Here is a 21,410-nt window from a genome sequence, read left to right on the forward strand (position 1 = left end):
GGTGGGTGGCGCGGTGCTGGCGGCTGATGGTGTCCCGGTCGGCGGTCGGGGCGTCCAGGTGCTGCTTGAGGAAGTAGGCGCCGCGGGTGGTGGCGAGGCGGTAACCGCGGTTGAGGAGGCCCTGGGTGACGGGTTCGCAGGAGAGCGGCTCCCCGGCGTCCCGGTAGCGGCGCAGGAGAGCGCCGACGGGAGGAGCAAGCGTTTCAGATGAGCGCGGCACTCCCCATATGTTAGATCACGCTACGTGGTGGAGATGTCGCTCCCCGGAGGGGCGGTGGGGGCTCGGTGGCGTGGTCGAGCGCGTGCACGGTCACCCATCACGGTGCGACGCGCGGCTACACCGGGGCGAAGGGATCGCCGTCCGGCGCGACGAAGTGCATCGTCCGCATGATCGCCGCCACCCGCCCGTGCGGCACCCGGTTCAGCGGCTCGATCGCGCGGGCAACGCAGGTGGCGTCGGTCGCGTGGGCCGCCTCGGATCACGCGGCCGGCGCTGCACTCCTCGGCTCGGGTGGACATGGCCGTCCACTCTCGGCCGCCGCCGCCGTGCCGCAGAAGGGCCTGTGGCCCCCGCCCGGCGGGGAAGTGGGCCCCGAATGCCGCCGGCCAGGACGGGGCCGGTGTCAGTGGCGCCCGGCCTGCATCCGGGCCACGTACGCCGCCGCCTGCGAACGCCGCTCCATGCCCAGCTTCGACAGCAGACTGGAGACGTAGTTCTTGATGGTCTTCTCCGCGAGGTGGAGCCGCTCGCCGATGACCCGGTTGGTCAGGCCCTCGCCGATCAGATCCAGGATCTTGCGCTCCTGTTCCGTCAGGCCGGCGAGCCGGTCGTCACCCTTCGGGCTGTTTCCGTCGCGCAGCCGCTCGAGGACGCGCGCGGTGGCGACCGGGTCGAGCAGGGACTTGCCGGCCGCGACGCCCCGCACCGCCGACAGCAGTTCGTTGCCCCGGATGGCCTTGAGGACATATCCGGAGGCCCCGGCCATGATCGCGTCGAAAAGGGCCTCGTCGTCGGCGTACGAGGTGAGCATCAGGCATTTGATGTCGTCGTTCCGCGACCGCACCTCGCGGCAGACCTCGACCCCGCTTCCGTCCGGCAGCCGGACGTCGAGCACGGCCACGTCCGGACGGGTCGCAGGGATCCTGACCAGGGCATCCGCCGCTGTTCCGGCCTCGCCGACGACCTCGATGTCGCCCTCCACGGAGAGCAGCTCGTGGACGCCTCGCCGGACGACCTCGTGGTCGTCCAGCAGAAATACCCGGATTTTTCCCTCTACGCGCACGGGGTCAGTCTCACATATTGGCTCTTCCCGTGCCCGGGGGTGCCGGGATAACGTGCCCGTGTTCCGGCGGCCCCACGGCCGTTGCACCGCGCTGACCAGCTGTGTTCCCGCATTTCTCGATTTACTTGGAAATCCAAGCAAAATCGCAGGTCAAATGGGGTTTCGCAGGAATGCGGCGTACTGGGTAACGTGCCTATGACAGGGCGCTCGCCGGGGCACCTGTCACGCCCGACCCCGGCCGAGTCGCACCCACCCCGTGCGCGGGCACGGACAAGGCGAGCCGCACTGGCCTACCCGGCGAACCCGGGGGCCGGACCGACGGAGGAGCACGCACGTGACCGTGGAGAGCACTGCCGCGCGCAAGACGACGCGACGCAGCAGCGGCGCCAAGCGCACCGCCAGCGCGAGCGTCAAGAAGGGGCAGGGCGCCGAGCCCGAGCTCGTTCAGTTGCTGACGCCCGAAGGGGAGCGCGTCCAGCACCCCGATTACGACATCGACCTGAGCGCCGACGAGCTGCGCGGCCTCTACCGGGACATGGTCCTCACCCGCCGCTTCGACTCCGAGGCCACCGCCCTGCAGCGCCAGGGCGAGCTGGGTCTGTGGGCGTCTCTGCTCGGCCAGGAGGCCGCGCAGATCGGCTCCGGCCGCGCGCTGCGCGACGACGACTACGTCTTCCCGACCTATCGGGAGCACGGTGTCGCCTGGTGCCGCGGGGTCGACCCGACCAACCTGCTGGGCATGTTCCGTGGTGTGAACCACGGTGGCTGGGACCCCAACACCAACAATTTCCACCTGTACACGATCGTCATCGGCTCGCAGACCCTGCACGCCACCGGCTACGCCATGGGCGTCGCCAAGGACGGCGCGGACTCGGCCGTGATCGCGTACTTCGGTGACGGCGCGTCCAGCCAGGGCGATGTCGCCGAGTCGTTCACCTTCTCCGCGGTCTACAACGCCCCGGTCGTGTTCTTCTGCCAGAACAACCAGTGGGCGATCTCCGAGCCCACCGAGCGGCAGACCCGCGTCCCGCTCTACCAGCGCGCGCAGGGTTACGGCTTCCCCGGCGTCCGCGTCGACGGCAACGACGTCCTCGCCTGCCTGGCCGTCACCCGGTCGGCGCTGGAGCGGGCCCGCCGCGGCGAGGGCCCGACCCTGGTCGAGGCCTTCACGTACCGCATGGGCGCCCACACCACCTCGGACGACCCGACGAAGTACCGCGCCGACGAGGAGCGCGAGGCCTGGGAGGCGAAGGACCCGATCCTGCGGCTCAAGGCGTACCTGGAGAAGGCCGGCCACGCCGACGCCGCCTTCTTCGAGGAGCTGGAGACGGAGAGCGAGACGCTCGGCAAGCGCGTCCGCGAGGCCGTCCGTGCCATGCCCGACCCGGACCACATGGCGATCTTCGAGAATGTCTACGCCGACGGGCACGCGCTCGTCGACGAGGAGCGCGCGCAGTTCGCCGCCTACCAGGCGTCCTTCGCCGACTCCGGCGCCGAGGAGGGCAAGTAACCATGGCCGTACAGAAGCTTCCCCTCGCCAAGGCGCTCAACGAGTCGCTCCGCAAGGCCCTGGAGACCGACCCCAAGGTCCTCATCATGGGTGAGGACGTCGGAAAGCTCGGCGGTGTCTTCCGGGTCACCGACGGGCTGCAGAAGGACTTCGGCGAGGACCGGGTCATCGACACCCCGCTCGCCGAGTCCGGCATCGTCGGCACCGCGATCGGCCTGGCCCTGCGCGGCTACCGGCCCGTCGTGGAGATCCAGTTCGACGGCTTCGTCTTCCCCGCGTACGACCAGATCGTCACCCAGCTCGCCAAGATGCACGCCCGCGCGCTCGGCAAGATCAAGCTGCCGGTCGTCGTCCGTATCCCGTACGGCGGCGGCATCGGTGCGGTCGAGCACCACTCCGAGTCCCCCGAGGCGCTCTTCGCGCACGTCGCGGGCCTCAAGGTCGTCTCGCCCTCCAACTCCTCCGACGCGTACTGGATGCTCCAGCAGGCCATCCAGAGCGACGACCCGGTCATCTTCTTCGAGCCCAAGCGCCGCTACTGGGACAAGGGCGAGGTGGACACCGAGGCCATCCCCGGCGAGCTGCACAAGGCGCGGGTCACCCGTCAGGGCACGGACCTCACGCTCGCCGCCTACGGCCCGATGGTGAAGGTCTGCCTGGAGGCCGCCGCGGCCGCCCAGGAGGAGGGCAAGTCGGTGGAGGTCCTGGACCTGCGCTCGATGTCCCCGATCGACTTCGACGCCATCCAGACCTCGGTCGAGAAGACCCGCCGCCTGGTCGTGGTCCACGAGGCCCCGGTCTTCTACGGCTCGGGCGCGGAGATCGCCGCCCGGATCACCGAGCGCTGCTTCTACCACCTGGAGGCCCCCGTCCTGCGGGTCGGCGGCTACCACGCGCCGTATCCGCCGGCGCGCCTGGAGGAGGAGTACCTGCCGGGCCTGGACCGCGTGCTCGACGCCGTCGACCGCTCGCTGGCGTACTGAGGAGAGCATCGTGACGATCCGCGAATTCAAGATGCCCGATGTGGGCGAGGGCCTCACCGAGGCCGAGATCCTCAAGTGGTACGTCCAGCCCGGTGACACGGTCACCGACGGGCAGGTCGTCTGCGAGGTCGAGACGGCCAAGGCCGCCGTCGAGCTGCCGTGCCCCTTCGACGGCGTGGTCCACGAACTGCGCTTCCCCGAGGGCACGACGGTCGACGTCGGCGAGGTCATCATCTCCGTGAACGTCGGCGGTGGAGAGCCCGAGGCCGCCGCGCCGGTGCAGGCCCCGGTCGAGACCCCGGCCGCCACCCCTGTCGCCGAGGAGCCGGCCGAGGCCGAGCCCCAGGGCCGTCAGCCGGTCCTGGTCGGCTACGGCGTGGCCGCGACCTCGACCAAGCGGCGGGCCCGCAAGACCACGGTCGAGGTCCCGGCCGCCGTCGCACCCGTCTCCGTCGCGCCCGCCCCCGTACCGGAGCAGCTGAACGGGCACGGTTCCGCGGGCGCACGCCCGCTGGCCAAGCCGCCGGTGCGCAAGCTCGCCAAGGACCTCGGGGTGGACCTGGCGACGGTCACCCCGACCGGACCGGACGGGATCATCACCCGCGAGGACGTCCACGCGGCGGCCGCCCCGGCCCCCGCGCCGGCCCAGGCGCCCTCGGTCGAGGCTCCCCAGCCCGTGGCCGTACCGGCTCCCGCGCCTGCCGCCGCCGCGTCGGGCGGGGCGACGGAGGGGGCGCGCGAGACGCGTGTGCCCATCAAGGGCGTACGCAAGGCCACGGCCGCGGCGATGGTCGGCTCGGCCTTCACCGCGCCGCACGTCACCGAGTTCGTCACCTTCGACATCACGCGCACGATGAAGCTGGTCGAGGAGCTCAAGGCCGACAAGGACATGGCGGGCCTGCGGGTGAACCCGCTCCTCCTCATCGCCAAGGCCGTCCTGGTCGCCGTCCGGCGCAACCCGGAGATCAACGCGGCCTGGGACGAGGCGAACCAGGAGATCGTGGTCAAGCACTACGTCAACCTGGGCATCGCCGCGGCCACCCCGCGCGGTCTGATCGTGCCGAACATCAAGGACGCGCACGCCCAGACGCTGCCGGAGCTGTCGCGCTCCCTGAGCGAGCTGGTCGCCACCGCGCGCGACGGGAAGACGACCCCGGCGGCGATGCAGGGCGGAACCCTCACCATCACCAACGTCGGCGTCTTCGGCGTCGACACCGGTACGCCCATCCTCAACCCGGGCGAGTCCGCGATCCTCGCCGTCGGGGCGATCAAGCTCCAGCCGTGGGTCCACAAGGGCAAGGTGAAGCCGCGTCAGGTGACGACCCTTGCGCTCTCCTTCGACCACCGGCTGGTCGACGGCGAGCTGGGCTCCAAGTTCCTGGCGGACGTCGCCGCGATCCTGGAGCAGCCGAAGCGCCTCATCACCTGGGCGTGACGACCCGAGAACGAAGCGAGGGGCCCGGACACCCGTGGGTGTCCGGGCCCCTCGCCGTAGGTGCCGCGTCGGCAGTGCGTCCGTATGGCGGACACGGGTGTCTGTTGCACCCCACTTGTATCTAAGCTGTGCGCATGACACCCGCGCCCCCCGCCGCCGACCGCGTCTACATGCACGTCAAGCAGGCGGTCCTGGACCGCCGGTACGAGGGCGGGACGCTGCTCACCGAGGGTGAACTCGCCCTGGCGGTCGGGGTGTCCCGGACGCCCGTGCGGGAGGCACTGCTCAAGCTGGAGATGGAAGGGCTGCTCAAGCTCTACCCGAAGAAGGGCGCCCTCGTCCTCGCCGTCTCCGCGCAGGAGATCGCCGATGTGGTCGAGACCCGGCTGCTCGTCGAGGAGTTCGCCGTCCGCCGGGCCGTACCCGCGCCGCCCGCGCTGATCGCCCGGCTCGAAGAGCTCCTGGAGGAGCAGAAACGCCGGGCCGAGGCCGGCGACCTCGCCGAGGTCGCCGTCACCGACCGCTGCTTCCACGCCGAGATCGTCAAGCACGCCGGAAACCAGATCCTCGCCCGCCTCTACGACCAGTTGCGCGACCGTCAGCTGCGGATGGGCGTCGCCGTGATGCAGTCCCAGCCCGACCGCATCGCCAAGAACATCACCGAACACGCCGAGATCCTGGAGCGGATCCGGGAGGGCGACGTCGAGGGCGCGGCCGCCTGCGTCCGGCTCCACCTCAGCTGGGTCAAGGACCTGGTCAGGGGTGACGAACGGTGAGCGGAAGGGGGTTCGGATCCGCCGCCGTCCTGCCCGGTGACCCGCCCGGCGGCCGGCGCGCCGCCCTCGTCTGGGGCGTCGGCGTCGCGGTCTACTTCGTCGCCGTCATCTTCCGTACGTCGCTGGGCGTCGCAGGCCTCGACGCCGCCGACCGCTTCGACGTCAACGCCGCGGCACTCTCCACCTTCTCCATCCTCCAGCTGCTGGTCTACGCCGGCATGCAGATACCCGTCGGCCTCATGGTCGACCGGCTCGGCACCAAGAAGGTGCTGACCCTCGGCGTCGTGCTCTTCACCGTCGGGCAGCTGGGCTTCGCGCTCTCCCCCTCCTACGGCACGGCGCTCGCCTCCCGCGCGCTGCTGGGCTGCGGCGACGCGATGACCTTCATCAGCGTGCTGCGGCTCGGCAGCCGCTGGTTCCCCGCCCGGCGCGGGCCCCTCATCGGCCAGGTCGCCGCGCTCTTCGGCATGGCCGGCAACCTCGTCTCGACCATTTTCGTCGCGCGGGCGCTGCACGGCCTGGGCTGGACGGCGACCTTCGTCGGCAGCTCGGTCGCCGGTGTCGTGGTGCTCGCCCTGCTGCTGCTCTTCCTGAAGGACCACCCCGAGGGGCACGAGCCCGCCCCCGCGGCGCACGCCGGCGCCGCGTACGTGCGGCGGCAGATCGCCGAGTCCTGGCGGGAGCCCGGCACCCGGCTCGGCATGTGGGTCCACTTCACCACCCAGTTCCCCGCGATGGTCTTCCTGCTCCTGTGGGGAATGCCGTTCCTGGTAGAGGCCCAGGGCCTCTCCCGGGGTGTCGCCGGTGAGCTGCTGACGCTCGTGGTGCTCTCCAACATGGTGGTGGGGCTCGCGTACGGGCAGATCATCGCCCGGCACCACGGTGCGCGTGCCCCGCTGGCCCTCGGCACGGTGGCGGCGACCGCGCTCCTGTGGGGAACCACCCTCGCCTACCCCGGCGACCGGGCGCCGGTGTGGCTGCTGATCACACTCTGCGCGGTCCTCGGCGCCTGCGGCCCCGCCTCCATGATCGGCTTCGACTTCGCCCGCCCGGCCAATCCGCCGGAGCGTCAGGGAACCGCCTCGGGAATCGTCAACATGGGCGGTTTCGTGGCCTCGATGACGACTCTGCTCGCGGTCGGCGTCCTCCTCGACGCGACCGGCGACGACTACCGGATCGCCTTCTCCTCCGTCTTCGTCCTGGAGGCGCTGGGCATCGTGCAGATCCTGCGCCTGAAGGCACGCACCGCGAAGCGCGAGCGGGACCGGCTGGTCGCGAGCCGGGTGGAGGCCGTGCACGTCCCGGTGTGAGCCGGGGGCCGGTGCTCTACCCGGGCTCTTCCGGGTCTCTACCGGGGCGTGACCGCGAAGTTGTCCAGGATCGCCTGCGCCAGGTCCAGATCGCCCTCGGTCTTGACCCGGTCGGCCACATCGGCAGGCCGGACCCGGCCGCAGGCCAGCCGGACGTACGTCTCCCAGTCCATCGCCAGCGTCGCCGCGGGTCCCAGCGAGGGCGCCCCGTCGACCGAACCACGGCCCTCCGCGTCCACCCGCACCGTCCGCAGGAACTCGACCGGACCGTGCACGTCGAAGACGACCGCCGAACCGTTCGGCGCGCCCGCGTCCTTGGCGACCACCTTCGGCAGCGCTTCGAGCAGCACGTCCCGCGTGACCAGCGCCCCGGGGGAGTCCAGGTTGCCCGGCTGCCGGAGCGTGGTGCGCAGGTCCTGCTCGTGGACCCAGACGTCGAAGGCGCGCATCCGGTAGGCCAGTTCCAGGGTCTGCTCGGCGCCGAGGGGGGCGCGGATCAGGTGGTCGGGCTTGCGGTTCTCGTTGCGCAGCTGCCGGGCCCGGCGGATCAGGACGTACTCCAGCTCCGAGGTCATCTCGGGGCCGGTGTGGTGCCGCCGCACATCGACCTGCATCTCCATGTAGCGGGCGAAGTCACTGCGTACGTGGTAGAGATCGCGGGGCAGGGAGTGGATGGGGCGCGGGTCGCCGAGCATCTCGCACTCCATGCCGATCACATGGGACACGATGTCGCGCACCGACCAGCCCGGGCACGGTGTGGCGCGGTTCCATTCGCCTTCCACGAGCGGCTGCACCAGCTCGGCTATCGCCTCGATGGAGTGGGTCCAGGCGTCGGCGTAGGTCTGAAGGCTGGGATGGACGGTCACGGGACCCCTCGGCGTTTCTGCGGTGCACGGGCTGACGATCGAGCGGACAGGCGGGCTGAAGACACGACGGCGTGGGAGGCTCGGACGCTAAGTTACGCTGCCCGAAGGCACCCCGGCAGTGCTTTCGTGTGACGATCGTAGGCCCGTGTTGACGGCTCGAATGCCAGGACGGTGGTAGTGTGCGCGCCTCGCTCATCCAGATCGCAGTAGACCCGGACGAACCGGTCGATTCCCGCCGGACGCGCGTGGCGCAGCTGGTACGGGAGGAACGCGGCGCCGCGGACCTCGTCGTCCTGCCGGAGCTGTGGCCGATGGGAGCGTTCGCGTACGAGTCCTTCGCCGCGGAGTCCGAGCCGCTGCGGGGGCCCACGTACGAGGCGATGGCCGCGGCCGCCCGGGACGCGGAGGTCTGGCTGCACGCCGGGTCGGTCGTCGAGGCGGTGGGCGGCGCCCTCTACAACACCTCCCTCGTCTTCTCGCCGCGCGGCGAACTCGCCGCGAGCTACCGCAAGATCCACCGCTTCGGCTTCGACAAGGGCGAGGCCGTGATGATGGCGGCGGGCGAGGAGCTGGTGACGGTCGAGGTGCCGGGGCAGCTGACGCTCGGCGTCGCCACCTGTTACGACCTCCGCTTCCCCGAACTGTTCCGGGGCCTGGTGGACGCGGGCGCGGAGGCCTTCGTCGTCCCGGCGGGCTGGCCCGAGCGCCGCCGGACGCACTGGACGCTCCTGGCGCGGGCGAGGGCCGTCGAGAACCAGGCGTACGTGCTGGCCTGCGGCACCGCCGGGACGCACGCCGGCGTGGAGCAGGCCGGCCACTCGATCGTGGTGGACCCGTGGGGCGAGGTCCTCGCGGAGGCGGGACCGGACGAGGAGGTCCTGCGCGTCACCCTCGACCCGGCGAAGGTGACCACGACGAGGGACCAGTTCCCGGCGCTGAAGGACCGGGTCCTGGGCGTGGCGAGGCCGGAGCGCGGCTGACCGCAGGCGTTCCAAAGGCGTTCCGCAGGCGTTCGGGAGGCGCCCGTTCAGACGGTGATCGCGTTCAGCGCCGCCGGGGCCGGGGTCGGTTCCGGTGCCGGCCCCGAGCCGGGCCCCGGTGCGTGCGGGGTCGGGGCGTACTCCCGCCAGGCCGCCGCCAGCCGCCGTACCGCCTCCGAGAGCACGTCGGGCGGCAGCAGGAAGTGCAGCCGCAGGCACCGCGTGCTGCCGCCGAGCGCGTCCATCGTGGCGCCCGGCAGCACCGCCACCCCATGACGGAGCGCGACCTGGGCGAAGGCGACACCGTCGCCGTACGGAAGGCGGACCCACAGCGTCTGGCCGCCCGAGGCCGCGGGGCAGCTCCAGGACGGCAGCAGCCGCGCCAGTTCCGCCCGGAGATGGTCATGGCCGGAGCGCAGCGTCCGCACCCGCCCCGCCACGATCGTCCCGTACTCGCCCAGCAACCGGGTGGCCGCAAGCTGCGCGGGCACGTCGCACCCCAGGTCGTGGATGGCCTTGAGCCGGGCCAGCCGGGCGACCAGCGCCGCGGGCCCCCGCACCCAGCCGATGCGCAGCCCGCCCCACACCACCTTGCTGAGCGAGCCGACCCCGATCACCTCGCCGAAGGCCGAGAGCGGCGGCGGCTCGGGCAACCCCTCGCCCGGACCGGTGACGAAGGCGAGATCGGCGAGCACCTCGTCGTCGACGAGCGGCACCCCGAGGGCGTTCGCCGCCTCGACGAGCCGCCGCCCGGGCAACGGCGGAAGCACGGCACCGGTCGGGTTCTGGAAGCGGGGAACCACATAGGCGAGCGCGGGCCGCTGACGGTCCATCACGCGGACCGCCTCCGCCACGTCGATCCCGTCCGGACCCACCGTCACCGGGCACGGCACCGCCGCCGCCTCCCGGAAGAGATCGAGCGCCCCCGGGTACGTCGGCGACTCGACCAGGACCCCGTCGCCGGGCGCGACCAGGAGCCGGGTCAGCAACGCGAGGGCCTGCTGGGCGCCCGTGGTCACCAGGATCTGCTCCGGACCGGTCGGGACGCCCCGTACCCCGTACCGCTCCGCGATCGCCGTTCGCAGCTCCGGGAGCCCGGCCGGGTGATAGCCGAGATCGCCATCGGGGAGGGTCATCGTCCGGTACGCCTGGGCCAGTTGGGGCGGCGGACCCACCGGAGCGGCGCAGCTCAGCAGGATCACGCCGTCCGGCGCCTCCAGCAGGTGCAGGAAGAGCGGGTTGGAGGTCTCCCGCACCCGGGGGCCCGGCGGGAGCGCGGCCGACGCCACCCGCGTCCCGCTGCCCTGCCGGCGCACCAGCCGGCCCTCCTGGCGCAGGGTGTCGTACGCCGCCACGACCGTCGTCCGCCCCACCGCGAGCGCGGCGGCGAGCCGCCGGTCGGGCGGCAGCGCGGCGCCCGGAGGCAGCAGCCCCTCGTCGATCAACTGCCGGAAACGGGCGGCGAGCAGGAGGTACAGCGGACCGCGCCCGGCCGCCCAGCGGCCGAGACGGGCCACAAGGTCGTCCAGATCGTCCAGGGGAAAAGAGATTGGCTCCATCGCCGGACCAATCTCCCGCGATTGGTCCTGTGACCGCAAGAGGGTTCCCACTTCACTGGGTTCCATGAGCGACGACACCTCAGCACTCCGGCCCGCGACACCTCCGACCACGGCGCTCCGGCCCGAGACCCTCGCCGTCCACCCTCCCCAGGTGCGGATCACCGGCAGCACGCCCCTCGGCGTCCCCCTCCACCAGGGGCACGTCTTCGCCTTCGACAGCGCCGACGCGATGGCGGACGCCTTCCACTCGCCCGACACCTTCCTCTACAGCCGCCTCGGCAACCCGACCGTCCGCGCCCTGGAGGACGCCGTCACCCGCCTGGAGGGCGGAACGGCGGCCCTCTCCTTCGCCTCCGGCATGGGCGCCATCAACGGCGTCCTGCTCGGCCTGCTCTCCTCGGGGAGTCACGTCGTCGCCCAGAGGTGCCTCTACGGCGGGACGTACGCCGTCCTGACCGACCTCGCCGAGCGCTGGGGCGTCGAGGTCACCCACGTCTCGGGCACGGATCCGGAGGAGCTGCGCCGCGCCCTGCGGCCCGAGACGCGGCTGCTCTACCTGGAGACGATCGCCAACCCGACGACCCGCGTCGCCGACCTGCCCGCCATGATCGCCGTCGCCGCCGAGGCGGGCGTCCCGAGCGTCGTGGACAACACCTTCGCCTCGCCGCTGCTGTGCCGGCCGATCGAGTTCGGCGCGGACGTCGTCGTCCACTCCGCGACCAAGTACCTCGCCGGGCACGCCGACGTGCTCGGCGGGATCGCCGTCTTCAAGGACGCCGAGCTGTACGGCCGTATCCGCCACTACGCCGTCGAGCAGGGCGCCATCACCGACCCGTTCGCCGCCTGGCTGACCCTGCGGGGCCTGCAAACCCTGCCGCTGCGCATCGAGCGGCAGAGCGCGAGCGCCCTCGACCTGGCCGGCCGGCTCGCCGCGCACCCCGCGGTGGCGGCCGTCCGCCACCCCGCTCTGGCCGGGCACCCGGACCACGCCGTCGCGGAGCGGCTGCTGCCGCGGGGCGGCGGCGGGGTCGTCTCCTTCGACCTCGCGGGCGGGCGCGAGGCGGGCCGCACCTTCATCGAGGCGGTGCGCGTGGCCTCCCTGACGGCCTCGCTCGGCGATGTGAAGACCCTGGTGATGCACCCGGCCTCCACCTCGCACCGCCAGCTGGACGCCGCGACCCTCGACGCGGCGGGCATCGGCCCGGGGACGGTACGGATGTCCACCGGCATCGAGCACGTCGAGGACCTCTGGGCCGACCTGGAGCAGGCCCTGGAGCAGGCGGCGAAGGTGTCCTGAGCACCCGTGAGCCGGGGGCACGGGTGCGGGGCGGGTGCGGGTCAGTCCTCCCGTTCCCGCTCCGCCATCCGGATCACGCACACCGCGACGGCGATCAGCAGCGCCGCGTCGGCGTCCTCGCGGACCACGTTCACGGCGTAGGTGTCACGGACGTGGAACCACTGCCGCGAGATGTGGGCGAGGAGTTCGCCGTCGTACTCGACGGTGAACTCCCGGTCCAGGATCCGGCCGCTGACGTCCAGCTCCGTGCCCTCGGCCAGGGTGACGCGGAAGTGGTTGCGGAGCAGCGAGAGCCGCTTCCTGCGGATGGTGGCGAGCGGGCGGTCGTCCCGCTCGATCGTCATCGCGTCCCGCAGGCTGAACATCTTCTGGCGCAGGGTGACCAGGACCTGCCCGGCGGGGTCCTTCAGCTCCAGGGTGTCGCGCAGCCGCAGCGCCTTGCCGTCGACGAGGAAGGCGTGGCGGCCGTGCTCGTCCTCGATCCAGTAGTCGTCACCGACGGCGAAGATTTTGTCCCGTACGAGATATTTCATGGGGATACGCGTTCCCCGGGATGCGGTTCTTCACGCCGGGCGCTCGGACACCGCGAAGCAGCGGGTGAAGGGTCAGGCGCTTCGCACGGGAGTGATCCCGCGTTCACGGGCGGATGGCAAGCTTGAAGGATGAACGATGCTGCCCCGGCGCCCACCCCCGCGCCCGCGCCCCGCCGTGCCCGTGTCCGTGCCCCCGAGCTGATCGGCAAGGGCGGCTGGATCAACACCGGCGGGAAGGACCTGAAGCTCGCCGACTTCCGAGGTCGCACATTGATCTTGGATTTTTGGACCTTCTGTTGCATCAACTGTCTGCACGTCCTCGACGAGCTGCGCGAGCTCGAGGAGAAGCACCGGGACACCCTCGTGATCGTCGGGGTGCACTCGCCCAAGTTCGTGCACGAGGCCGAGCACCAGGCGGTCGTCGACGCCGTCGAGCGGTACGAGGTGCATCACCCGGTGCTCGACGACCCGGAGCTCGCGACCTGGAAGCAGTACGCCGTGCGGGCGTGGCCCACGCTCGTCGTCGTCGATCCCGAGGGATATGTCGTCGCCCAGCACGCGGGTGAGGGGCACGCCAACGCGATCCGCACCCTCGTGGAGGAGCTGGAGGCCGAGCACGAGGCCAAGGGGACGCTGCGGCGCGGGGACGGGCCCTATGTGGCGCCGGAGCCGGTCGCGACCGATCTGCGTTTCCCCGGCAAGGCGGTCCTCCTGCCTTCGGGGAACTACCTCGTCTCCGACACCACCCGGCACCAGCTCGTCGAGCTGGCCCCGGACGGTGAGACCGTGGTCCGCCGTATCGGTGAGAAGGACTTCCGCGAGCCGCAGGGCCTCGCGCTGCTTCCCGACGGGAAGGTCGTCGTCGCCGACACCGTCCACCACGCGCTGCGCACCTTCGACCCGGCCACCGGCGTGATCGAGCTGATCGCCGGCACCGGGAAGCAGTGGTGGCAGGGCTCGCCGACCTCCGGCCCCGCGCTCGACGTCGACCTCTCCTCGCCGTGGGACGTCGCCTGGTGGCGGGGCAAGGTCTGGATCGCGATGGCCGGCGTCCACCAGCTGTGGACGTACGACCCGGAGACGAGGACCGTGGAGGTCGCGGCCGGCACGACCAACGAGGGCCTGCTCGACGGCGCCGCGGCCGAGGCCTGGTTCGCGCAGCCGTCCGGGCTCGCCGCCACCGAGGACCGGCTGTGGATCGCCGACTCCGAGACGAGCGCCCTGCGCTGGATCGACCCCGAGGGAGTCGTCCACACGGCCGTCGGCACCGGTCTCTTCGACTTCGGCCACCGCGACGGCGCCGCCGGTCAGGCGCTCCTCCAGCACCCGCTCGGCGTGACCGCGCTGCCCGACGGTTCGGTCGCGATCTCGGACACGTACAACCACGCGCTGCGCCGCTTCGACCCGGCCACCGGCGAGGTCACCACGCTCGCGACCGATCTGCGCGAGCCCAGCGACGCCGTGCTGGCCGGGGACGACATCGTCGTCGTCGAGTCCGCCCGGCACCGGTTGACCCGGCTGCGGCTGCCCGAGGAGGCCGTCCAGGTCGAGTCGGTGGCGCACCGCACGCGGCGCGAGGCCACCGAGGTGGCGCCCGGCCGCCTCCGTCTCGACGTCGTCTTCCAGGCCCCGACGGGGCAGAAGCTGGACGAGCGGTACGGTCCCTCGACCCGGCTGCTCGTCTCCTCGACCCCGCCCGAGCTGTTGCGCGCGGGCGAGGGCACGGGCACGGACCTCTTCCGGGAGCTGGAGCTGGACCCGGCGGTGCCCGAGGGCGTACTGCACGTGTCGGCGATGGCGGCGTCCTGCGACGACGACCCGGCCAACGAGTACCCGGCCTGCCATGTCCACCAGCAGGACTGGGGTGTTCCGGTGAAGGTGACGGAAGGCGGCGCGAACCGGCTTCCGCTGATCCTCGCCGGCATGGACACCCCGTAGGCGGGTCCGTGACGTCCCGTCTGGCCCGCGACGCCTGGCACGCACGTCCGCCGCGTTGTCGGGATCACCCGAGTACGCCCGGTACGAGGGCGGCCCTCCGCCTTCTCGATCGCACGCACCGGACGCCGCGGGCCCTGCCCTGCGGGCAGACGGCGCTACGTTCCGGACACGACCGAGGGACTGTCAGGCGCAGAGCGTCAACGCACGACCCCCTGATTCCTGGAGGGGTGGCCCGCCGCCCCGTCCAGGCAGCCGGACACCCATGCCTCGGGGTCGTGCACGGAGCGGTCGCCGCCCATTCCCCGGCGCTCCATTGCGGCGCACTCCCCGGCCAGCAGCGCTCGGGTCCGTTCGCCGCTCAGGTCGTACTTCCGGATGCGGACCGCCTGGAGATAACCGCCCTCGTACGCGATGTCCGTGCCCCAGGGCGGGCGTTCGTGGTACGTGGCGACGACGCCCCACGCCGCCGCCGTGCCGAACAGCACGGCGGCGGTGAGGCAGACGGTGAACTTCCCCCGCGATGGGCCCTCCTGACGAACCATGCGGTGCACGGTGCCAGGAGGGGCCTTTCGCGGATGTTTCGCCCGCCGCGGGCGTCAGTCGTGTGTGTCAGTAGCCGTGGTCACGGCGGTCGTCCTCGACCACCGTGGTGGCGACCGGTGGGACGACCGCCCGCCGGCGCCGCGCGATGCTGGTGAAGGTCGCCGTACCGATGAGACCGACCGCCATCATGATCAGTCCCACCAGGTCGAGGTTGACGCCGTCGAGCTCCCAGTCCGTGGCGAACGTGAGGATCGCGCCCACGGCGATGAGGATGATGCAGCCTCCCAGGCCCATGGATCCCGCCTCCTAGTGGTAGTCGGGATCGGGTACCCGGGCCGGGCGCTTCTACCCCTCCGCCACCTGTCCGCTATCCCTCCAGGAAGGCGACCAGTGCGTTCGCGAGGAGGAACGGGTCGTCCGCGCCGCAGAGTTCGCGGGCGCTGTGCATGGAGAGGATCGCGACGCCGATGTCGACGGTCGTGATGCCGTGCCGGGCGGCGGTGATCGGGCCGATCGTCGTGCCGCAGGGCATGTCGTTGCTGGAGACGAACGTCTGCCACGGCACGCCGGCCTTCTCGCAGGCGGCGGCGAACAGGGCCCGGCCGCTGCCGTCGGTGGCGTACCGCTGGTTGACGTTCACCTTGAGGATGGGGCCGCCGTTGGCGCGCGGGTGGTGCGTCGGGTCGTGGCGTTCGGCGTAGTTGGGGTGGACGGCGTGGCCGGTGTCGGAGGAGAGGCAGACCGTGCCGGCGAAGGCGCGGGCCTTGTCCTCGTAGGCGCCGCCGCGGGCGAAGACCGAGCGCTCCAGGACCGAGCCCAGCAGCGGGCCCTGGGCGCCGGTGTCGGACTCGGAGCCGTTCTCCTCGTGGTCGAAGGCGGCGAGGACCGGGATGTACGCGAGGTCCGGCCGGGTCGACACGGCGGCGAGCGCGGCGACGCCCGCGTGCACGGAGATCAGGTTGTCCATGCGGGGGCCGGCGAGGAGTTCGCGGTCGCGCCCGAGGTAGGCGGGGGCTTCGACGGCGTGGACCATCAGGTCCCAGCCGGCCACGTCCTCGGCGTCCACGCCGGCTTCCTCGGCCACGAAGGCGATCAGGTCGCCCTCGTGGACGTCCCCGAGGCCCCAGATCGGCTGCATGTGGCGCTGCCGGTCGAGCTTGAGGCCGTCGTTGACCTGGCGGTCGAGGTGGATGGCGAGCTGCGGGACGCGCAGGACGGGCCGGTCGATGTTCACCAGGTGGTTGACGCCGTCCCGCAGGGTGATCCGTCCGGCGAGCCCGAGGTCGCGGTCGAGCCAGGTGTTGAGCAGCGTGCCGCCGTAGAGCTCGACGGCCACCTGGCGCCAGCCCTGCGCGCCCATGTCGGGCTGGGGCTTGACGCGCAGGTTGGGGGAGTCGGTGTGGGCGCCGACGATGCGGTACGGGGTGTGGGGGGCGGCGCCCTCCGGGACGTACCAGGCGATGATCGCGCCGCCGCGGATCACGTACTTCCCGCCGGACGTTCCGTCCCAAGCCGCGGTCTCCTCGACCTGCTGGAAGCCGGCCTTCTCCAGGCGCTCGGCGGCGTTCGCCACGGCGTGGTACGGCGACGGTGAGGCCGCCAGGAAGGTCATGAGGTCATCGGTGTGGCCGCGGTCGAACGTCTGCGACGGGCGGGAGGGTGCGCTGGTCATGCGTTCACCTTACGCAGGGTCCGAAAGCCGTCGAGGCGACCCCGGAAAACGGAACGGGGGGACAGGGAGAGGGAACGGCGCCCGCCGGAAAGGCCCGGCCGGGGGACCGGGGGAAGCCGGTCCTGGGCCTCGGTGAAGCCGGTCCTGAGCGTCGGGGAAGCCGGTCCGCCACCTCGGGGAAGCCGGTCCTGGGCCTCGGAAAGGCCGGTCCGCGGAAAGCCGGAACGGCCCGCCCCCCTCCCCGGGGACGAGCCGTTCCTTCGTGGAGGAGGCGCGTCCTAGAACGCGGCCTCGTCCAGGTCCATCAGCGAGTTGTCGACGGCCTCGGCCAGCGCGCGCTCGGTGGAGACGCCGGGCAGGACGTTGGCGGCGAAGAACTTCGCGGCCGCGATCTTGCCGGCGTAGAACGCCTTGTCCTTGGCGGAGGCGGTCGGCAGCTTCTCGGCGGCGACGGCCGCACCCTTCAGCAGCAGGTAGCCGACGACGACGTCGCCGGAGGCCATCAGCAGACGGGTGGTGTTGAGGCCGACCTTGTAGATGTTCTTGACGTCCTCGCCGGTGGCGGTGAGGTCGGTGAGCATCGCGCCGACGATGCCCTCCAGGTCCACGGCGGCCTTGGCGAGCGCGTCGCGGGCGCCGGCCAGCTCCTCGCCGCCGGTGCCGACCGCGAGGAACTTCTTGATCTCCTCGGCGAGCGCGTTCAGGGACGCGCCCTGGTCGCGGACGATCTTGCGGAAGAAGAAGTCCTGGCCCTGGATGGCCGTGGTGCCCTCGTAGAGGGTGTCGATCTTGGCGTCCCGGATGTACTGCTCGATCGGGTACTCCTGCAGGAAGCCGGAGCCGCCGAAGGTCTGGAGCGACTGCGCGAGCTGCTCGTAGCCCTTCTCGGAGCCGTAGCCCTTCACGATCGGGAGCAGCAGGTCGTTCAGGCCGTGCAGGGCCTTCGCGTCCTCGCCGGCCGCTTCCTTGAGCTGGATCGCGTCCTGCACGGAGGCCGTGTAGAGGACGAGGGAGCGCATGCCCTCGGCGTACGCCTTCTGCGTCATCAGCGAGCGGCGGACGTCCGGGTGGTGCGTGATGGTGACCTTGGGGGCGGCCTTGTCCATGAAGTTCGCCAGGTCGGTGCCCTGGACGCGCTCCTTGGCGTACTCGAGGGCGTTGAGGTAGCCCGTCGAGAGGGTGGAGATCGCCTTCGTGCCGACCATCATGCGGGCGAACTCGATGATGAGGAACATCTGGCGGATGCCGTCGTGCTTGTCGCCGATCAGCCAGCCCTTGGCGGGGTGCTGGTCGCCGAAGGTCATCTCGCAGGTGTTGGAGGCCTTGAGGCCCATCTTGTGCTCGACGTTGGTGGCGTAGACGCCGTTGCGCTCGCCCAGCTCGCCGGTCTCCCAGTCGAAGTGGTACTTCGGCACGAGGAAGAGGGAGAGGCCCTTGGTGCCGGGGCCGGCGCCCTCGGGGCGGGCGAGGACGTAGTGGAGGATGTTCTCCGACATGTCGTGCTCACCGGACGTGATGAAGCGCTTCACGCCCTCGATGTGCCAGGAGCCGTCCTCCTGCTGGATGGCCTTCGTGCGGCCGGCGCCGACGTCCGAGCCCGCGTCGGGCTCGGTGAGGACCATGGTGGAGCCCCACTGCTTCTCGACGGCGATCTGCGCGATCTTCTTCTGCGCCTCGTTGCCCTCCTCGAAGAGGACGCCGGCGAACGCCGGGCCGGAGGAGTACATCCACACGGCCGGGTTCGAGCCGAGCAGCAGTTCGGCGTACGCCCAGATCAGGGAGCGCGGGGAGGTGGTGCCGCCGATCTCCTCGGGCAGGCCGAGGCGCCAGTACTCGGAGTCCATGAAGGCCTGGTAGGACTTCTTGAAGCTCGCGGGGACCGGGGCGGTGTTGGTCTCGGGGTCGAAGACCGGGGGGTTGCGGTCGGCGTCGGCGAAGGACTCGGCGAGCTCGTTCTCGGCCAGGCGCTGGATCTCCTCCAGGACGCTCTTGGCGGTCTCGACGTCCATCTCCTCGAACGGACCGGTGCCGTACACCTTGTCGCGCCCGAGGACCTCGAAGAGGTTGAACTCGATGTCGCGGAGATTCGACTTGTAGTGCCCCATGGCGACGGCTCCGTAAGGATCGGGGAGGCAGGGTTCCTCGTACACGTACCAGCAAGTAGCTAACGCTCTCTCCGATGATGCTACCCACCGGTAATAAGAAGCAACCCCTAGCGGGACATCTGTGACGTCAATCGCTGCCGTCAACCCTTGCGGTCAAGGCGGGCGGGCGGCTCGCTCACGTTCGAGCGGAAGGAGTGGCGCCGCGTCGCGCACACCGCGTGACCGGTCCGCCGCACGTGACCGATGGAGTGCCCGACGACGACGGCGCCCGTCTCTTCGGAGGCGGGCGCCGTCGTGTCGGCGACTCGTCGCCCTCAGTAGTGCTCGACCGTCTGGCCCTCGGGGACCTCGTAGCAGCCGGAGATCACGTCGATGATCAACGAAGGCGGCTTGGTCTGCCCGAGGACCGTGCGCTGCTTCCAGAAGCTGATGTGGACGCCGAACTTCTTCTCGTCGTTGTCGGCCGTGAGTTCCAGGCTCTTGGAGGGGCTGGAGTCCGGCCCGTACTTCACGATCTTCCAGCCGTGCTGGGGAAGCTTCTCCTTCAGGCGCTCCATGGCCTCGGCGAGCTCGGCGTCGGTCTCCGCGGCGAGGCTCCACGGGTGCTTCATGATGTAGAACTTCTCGCGGTCCTTGCCCTCGCAGGACAGGACGCCGGGCCCACCCTTGGACGTCGTCCCCTCCACACCGATGAGGTCGTAGATCTCGCTCGACACCTTCTTGGTCGCGGCGTTGACCTCGTCCTGCTCGCGGACGCCGACGACCTTCGTTCCATCGGATTCGGACATGCTGCATCCCGTGAGTGTGAGGAGTGTGGCGGCGACCGCGACGGCGCCGGTCTGGAACCTATTCAACGTGCTTCACCTGTCCGTACTCACCTGTCACCACCGCCGCCTGGTTCCTCAGGCTCTCGGTGTCCGGCTTCCAGTAATCACTGTGACCGGTGGTGTCCGTGGCCATCTGGTTGGCGCCGAAGGGCTCGTCGCTCGGGATCAGGAACACACCGCCGCCCAGCCGCCACTGGCTGCCGCCGTGGCCCCAGCGGCCGATGTCCGGGACCGGGTCGTCCTCGGCCTCCTGGTTCCAGACGTGGCCCTTCGGCACGTCCATCTCGCCCGCCGAACCGACCTGGACGCCCGGGCTGCCCGCGAAGATCACGTCGTCTGCGTGCAGATCGCCCTGGCGGGCCGCCGAACCGATCAGCGTCGTGCCGTACGAGTGCCCGATGGCGGTGGTGTGACTCCCGTCGGGGCCGCCCTGAGCGGTCTCCAGACCCTGCATGAACTTGTTGTAGGCGGGTGCGCCGTCGTTCGCGTAATGGCTGAAGGGGGCGTCCTTCACGATGTCCTGCGGGGCGTCGTACCCGAGCCAGGTGATGGTCGAAGTCGTCCCGCCCCCCATCGCGTCCGACGCACGCCACAGGCCGACCATCCGGTCGATGTCCCCGCCGACCTTGCCGAGGTTCGACGTGGTGCCGGGGACGTAGACGGCGGTGTGGTCGGCCGTGTCCGGGTTGCCGTTGGCGACGATGGCCCGGCCGTTCCCCTCGGCCGAGAAGCCCAGCAGGTACGCCTCCGGCAGCCCTTCCTTCCCGGTCTGGTCGAAACGCTTCTCGATGCTCTTGATGCCGTTCAGGGAGCTGTCGAGGTGCGCCTTGCGGTCCCCGTACTCCTTGTTCCACTTGATCCACTCGTCGCTGTAGATCATGCCGACGCGCGGGCCGCCGAAGACCTTCTGCGGGAAGGGCTCCGGCGGGATGGCCTTGAGGTCCGTCTGGATCTGGGCCTTGGACTCCGCGAGGACCATCCGGTTGGCGTCGTCGCGGACGGCGGAGGGGATGCCGTCGAGGGCGCCGACGGAGGCCGGGTAGAGCGTGGCGTACTCGTCACGCTGCTCCTGGGTGAGGCTGTTCCACCAGTCGGCGTTCTCCTTGGGGGACTTGCCCTGGGGGATCTTGTCGTCGTCGGCGTACTTGCCGGCGGCCTGCTGCATGGCCTTGGTGTCGGCAGCGGCGTCGACCAGGGTCGCGTCGTCGACGGTGAGGCCCGGCGGCGCCTTGAGTTTGCGCAGGACGGCGGCGTAGCGGCCGTCTATCTCGTTGGCCTCGCGGACGGCCTCGCCGATGCGTTCGGCGATGTCCTCGGCCTTGCCCTTGTTGGCATCCGGGCTTCCGATGCCCTCGGCCGCGCCGGGCTTGTACGGGATGGGGGCGCCGGGCTGGGCTGTGTTGGTGCCCGGCACGAGGACGGACGACTGCGTGGGGTATTCCACCGAACCGTCGGGCTTGACCGTGAACTTGAGGTTCTCGGCGTCTTCCAGCGCCTGCTTCAGCTTCTTCTGCGGCGCGGCGAGTTCGGAGGCGAGGCCGTTGAGCGCGGTGCGGATCAGCCCGCACTCGGTGTGCAGGTACTGGTAGTTGCGGCTGAGCTGCTGGACGTCGGCGGCCGCGCGGGTGGCCGTCTCGCCCTTCTGGGTGTCGTGGATCTTGGCGAACATGCCGTTGTCGACACGGTCCTTGTCGGTGTTGGACCGGGAGGAGACCTTGCCCCAGCCGTCCGCCGCGTCGGTGTATTCGTTCAGCTTCACGTCACGCAGTTGCTGCCAGGTGGGCATGAGGGGC

18 protein-coding genes and 1 pseudogene are annotated in these 21,410 nt (G+C 71.1%); 8 read left to right on the forward strand and 11 right to left on the reverse strand.

Annotation, left to right across the window (positions count from 1 at the left end):
- A pseudogene (locus tag IE136_RS04910) lies at positions 1–220 on the reverse strand (aminoglycoside phosphotransferase); the annotation flags it as partial.
- A gap of 403 nt (positions 221–623) precedes the next feature.
- Complete coding sequence (locus IE136_RS04915; RefSeq protein WP_189599609.1) at positions 624–1,283, reverse strand: response regulator; 660 nt, start codon at positions 1,281–1,283, stop codon at positions 624–626.
- A 334-nt stretch (positions 1,284–1,617) separates the two neighbouring features.
- On the opposite strand from IE136_RS04915, the gene pdhA reads away from it, so the two are divergent.
- From pdhA to IE136_RS04940, 5 genes are all read left to right on the forward strand, one after another.
- Positions 1,618–2,793, forward strand: a complete 1,176-nt coding sequence (pdhA, locus tag IE136_RS04920; RefSeq protein WP_158988473.1) for a pyruvate dehydrogenase (acetyl-transferring) E1 component subunit alpha — start codon at positions 1,618–1,620, stop codon at positions 2,791–2,793.
- 2 nt (positions 2,794–2,795) lie between these two features.
- Positions 2,796–3,776 carry an alpha-ketoacid dehydrogenase subunit beta gene (locus tag IE136_RS04925; RefSeq protein ID WP_158988472.1) on the forward strand — a complete coding sequence of 327 codons (981 nt, stop codon included), beginning with the start codon at positions 2,796–2,798 and terminating at the stop codon, positions 3,774–3,776.
- A 31-nt stretch (positions 3,777–3,807) separates the two neighbouring features.
- Complete coding sequence (locus tag IE136_RS04930; protein WP_189599754.1) at positions 3,808–5,211, forward strand: dihydrolipoamide acetyltransferase family protein; 1,404 nt, start codon at positions 3,808–3,810, stop codon at positions 5,209–5,211.
- Positions 5,212–5,345: 134 nt separating this feature from the next.
- Entirely contained in the window at positions 5,346–5,987 is a 642-nt protein-coding gene (locus IE136_RS04935) for a GntR family transcriptional regulator (RefSeq protein WP_158988471.1), read from the forward strand.
- The gene (locus IE136_RS04940) at positions 5,984–7,297 is read left to right on the forward strand and encodes an MFS transporter (RefSeq protein ID WP_158988470.1); all 1,314 of its coding nucleotides are present in this window, start codon (positions 5,984–5,986) and stop codon (positions 7,295–7,297) included. The genes IE136_RS04935 and IE136_RS04940 overlap by 4 nt, the downstream gene beginning before the upstream one ends.
- A gap of 38 nt (positions 7,298–7,335) precedes the next feature.
- On the opposite strand, the gene IE136_RS04945 is transcribed toward IE136_RS04940, so the two are convergent.
- Positions 7,336–8,163: a maleylpyruvate isomerase family mycothiol-dependent enzyme gene (locus IE136_RS04945; protein ID WP_158988469.1), complete on the reverse strand. Its 828-nt coding sequence runs from the start codon at positions 8,161–8,163 to the stop codon at positions 7,336–7,338.
- Positions 8,164–8,342: 179 nt separating this feature from the next.
- Between IE136_RS04945 and IE136_RS04950 the strand changes: the two genes are divergently transcribed.
- Positions 8,343–9,143, forward strand: coding sequence for a carbon-nitrogen family hydrolase (locus tag IE136_RS04950; protein WP_189599611.1), 801 nt, complete (start codon positions 8,343–8,345; stop codon positions 9,141–9,143).
- Positions 9,144–9,190: 47 nt separating this feature from the next.
- Here IE136_RS04950 and IE136_RS04955 read toward each other — a convergent pair whose 3' ends face one another.
- Positions 9,191–10,702, reverse strand: a complete 1,512-nt coding sequence (locus IE136_RS04955) for an aminotransferase-like domain-containing protein (RefSeq protein ID WP_158988467.1) — start codon at positions 10,700–10,702, stop codon at positions 9,191–9,193.
- 64 nt (positions 10,703–10,766) lie between these two features.
- Between IE136_RS04955 and IE136_RS04960 the strand changes: the two genes are divergently transcribed.
- Positions 10,767–11,999, forward strand: coding sequence for a trans-sulfuration enzyme family protein (locus tag IE136_RS04960; RefSeq protein ID WP_158988466.1), 1,233 nt, complete (start codon positions 10,767–10,769; stop codon positions 11,997–11,999).
- A gap of 41 nt (positions 12,000–12,040) precedes the next feature.
- Here the strand turns inward: IE136_RS04960 and IE136_RS04965 are convergent, their stop codons facing one another.
- Positions 12,041–12,532, reverse strand: a complete 492-nt coding sequence (locus tag IE136_RS04965) for an LURP-one-related/scramblase family protein (RefSeq protein ID WP_158988465.1) — start codon at positions 12,530–12,532, stop codon at positions 12,041–12,043.
- 129 nt (positions 12,533–12,661) lie between these two features.
- Here IE136_RS04965 and IE136_RS04970 point away from each other — a divergent pair, with 129 nt between their 5' ends.
- A complete protein-coding gene (locus tag IE136_RS04970) occupies positions 12,662–14,470 on the forward strand; it encodes an NHL domain-containing thioredoxin family protein (protein ID WP_158988464.1) in 1,809 nt (602 codons plus the stop codon).
- A gap of 197 nt (positions 14,471–14,667) precedes the next feature.
- On the opposite strand, the gene IE136_RS04975 is transcribed toward IE136_RS04970, so the two are convergent.
- The 6 genes from IE136_RS04975 to IE136_RS05000 form a co-directional block, all read right to left on the reverse strand.
- Complete coding sequence (locus IE136_RS04975; protein WP_158988463.1) at positions 14,668–15,012, reverse strand: hypothetical protein; 345 nt, start codon at positions 15,010–15,012, stop codon at positions 14,668–14,670.
- A gap of 67 nt (positions 15,013–15,079) precedes the next feature.
- On the reverse strand, positions 15,080–15,307 hold the full coding sequence (locus tag IE136_RS04980; RefSeq protein WP_158988462.1) for a DUF6458 family protein: 228 nt from the start codon (positions 15,305–15,307) through the stop codon (positions 15,080–15,082).
- A 73-nt stretch (positions 15,308–15,380) separates the two neighbouring features.
- Positions 15,381–16,685, reverse strand: coding sequence for a M18 family aminopeptidase (locus IE136_RS04985; RefSeq protein ID WP_158988461.1), 1,305 nt, complete (start codon positions 16,683–16,685; stop codon positions 15,381–15,383).
- A 278-nt stretch (positions 16,686–16,963) separates the two neighbouring features.
- Positions 16,964–18,790, reverse strand: coding sequence for an acyl-CoA dehydrogenase (locus IE136_RS04990; protein WP_158988460.1), 1,827 nt, complete (start codon positions 18,788–18,790; stop codon positions 16,964–16,966).
- Positions 18,791–19,104: 314 nt separating this feature from the next.
- A complete protein-coding gene (locus IE136_RS04995; RefSeq protein WP_229818635.1) occupies positions 19,105–19,578 on the reverse strand; it encodes a hypothetical protein in 474 nt (157 codons plus the stop codon).
- A 58-nt stretch (positions 19,579–19,636) separates the two neighbouring features.
- Positions 19,637–21,403 carry an alpha/beta hydrolase gene (locus tag IE136_RS05000; RefSeq protein WP_158988459.1) on the reverse strand — a complete coding sequence of 589 codons (1,767 nt, stop codon included), beginning with the start codon at positions 21,401–21,403 and terminating at the stop codon, positions 19,637–19,639.
- Positions 21,404–21,410: the final 7 nt, after the last annotated feature.

It is taken from the genome of Streptomyces lateritius (genome assembly GCF_014649715.1).
GTDB lineage: Bacteria > Actinomycetota > Actinomycetes > Streptomycetales > Streptomycetaceae > Streptomyces > Streptomyces lateritius.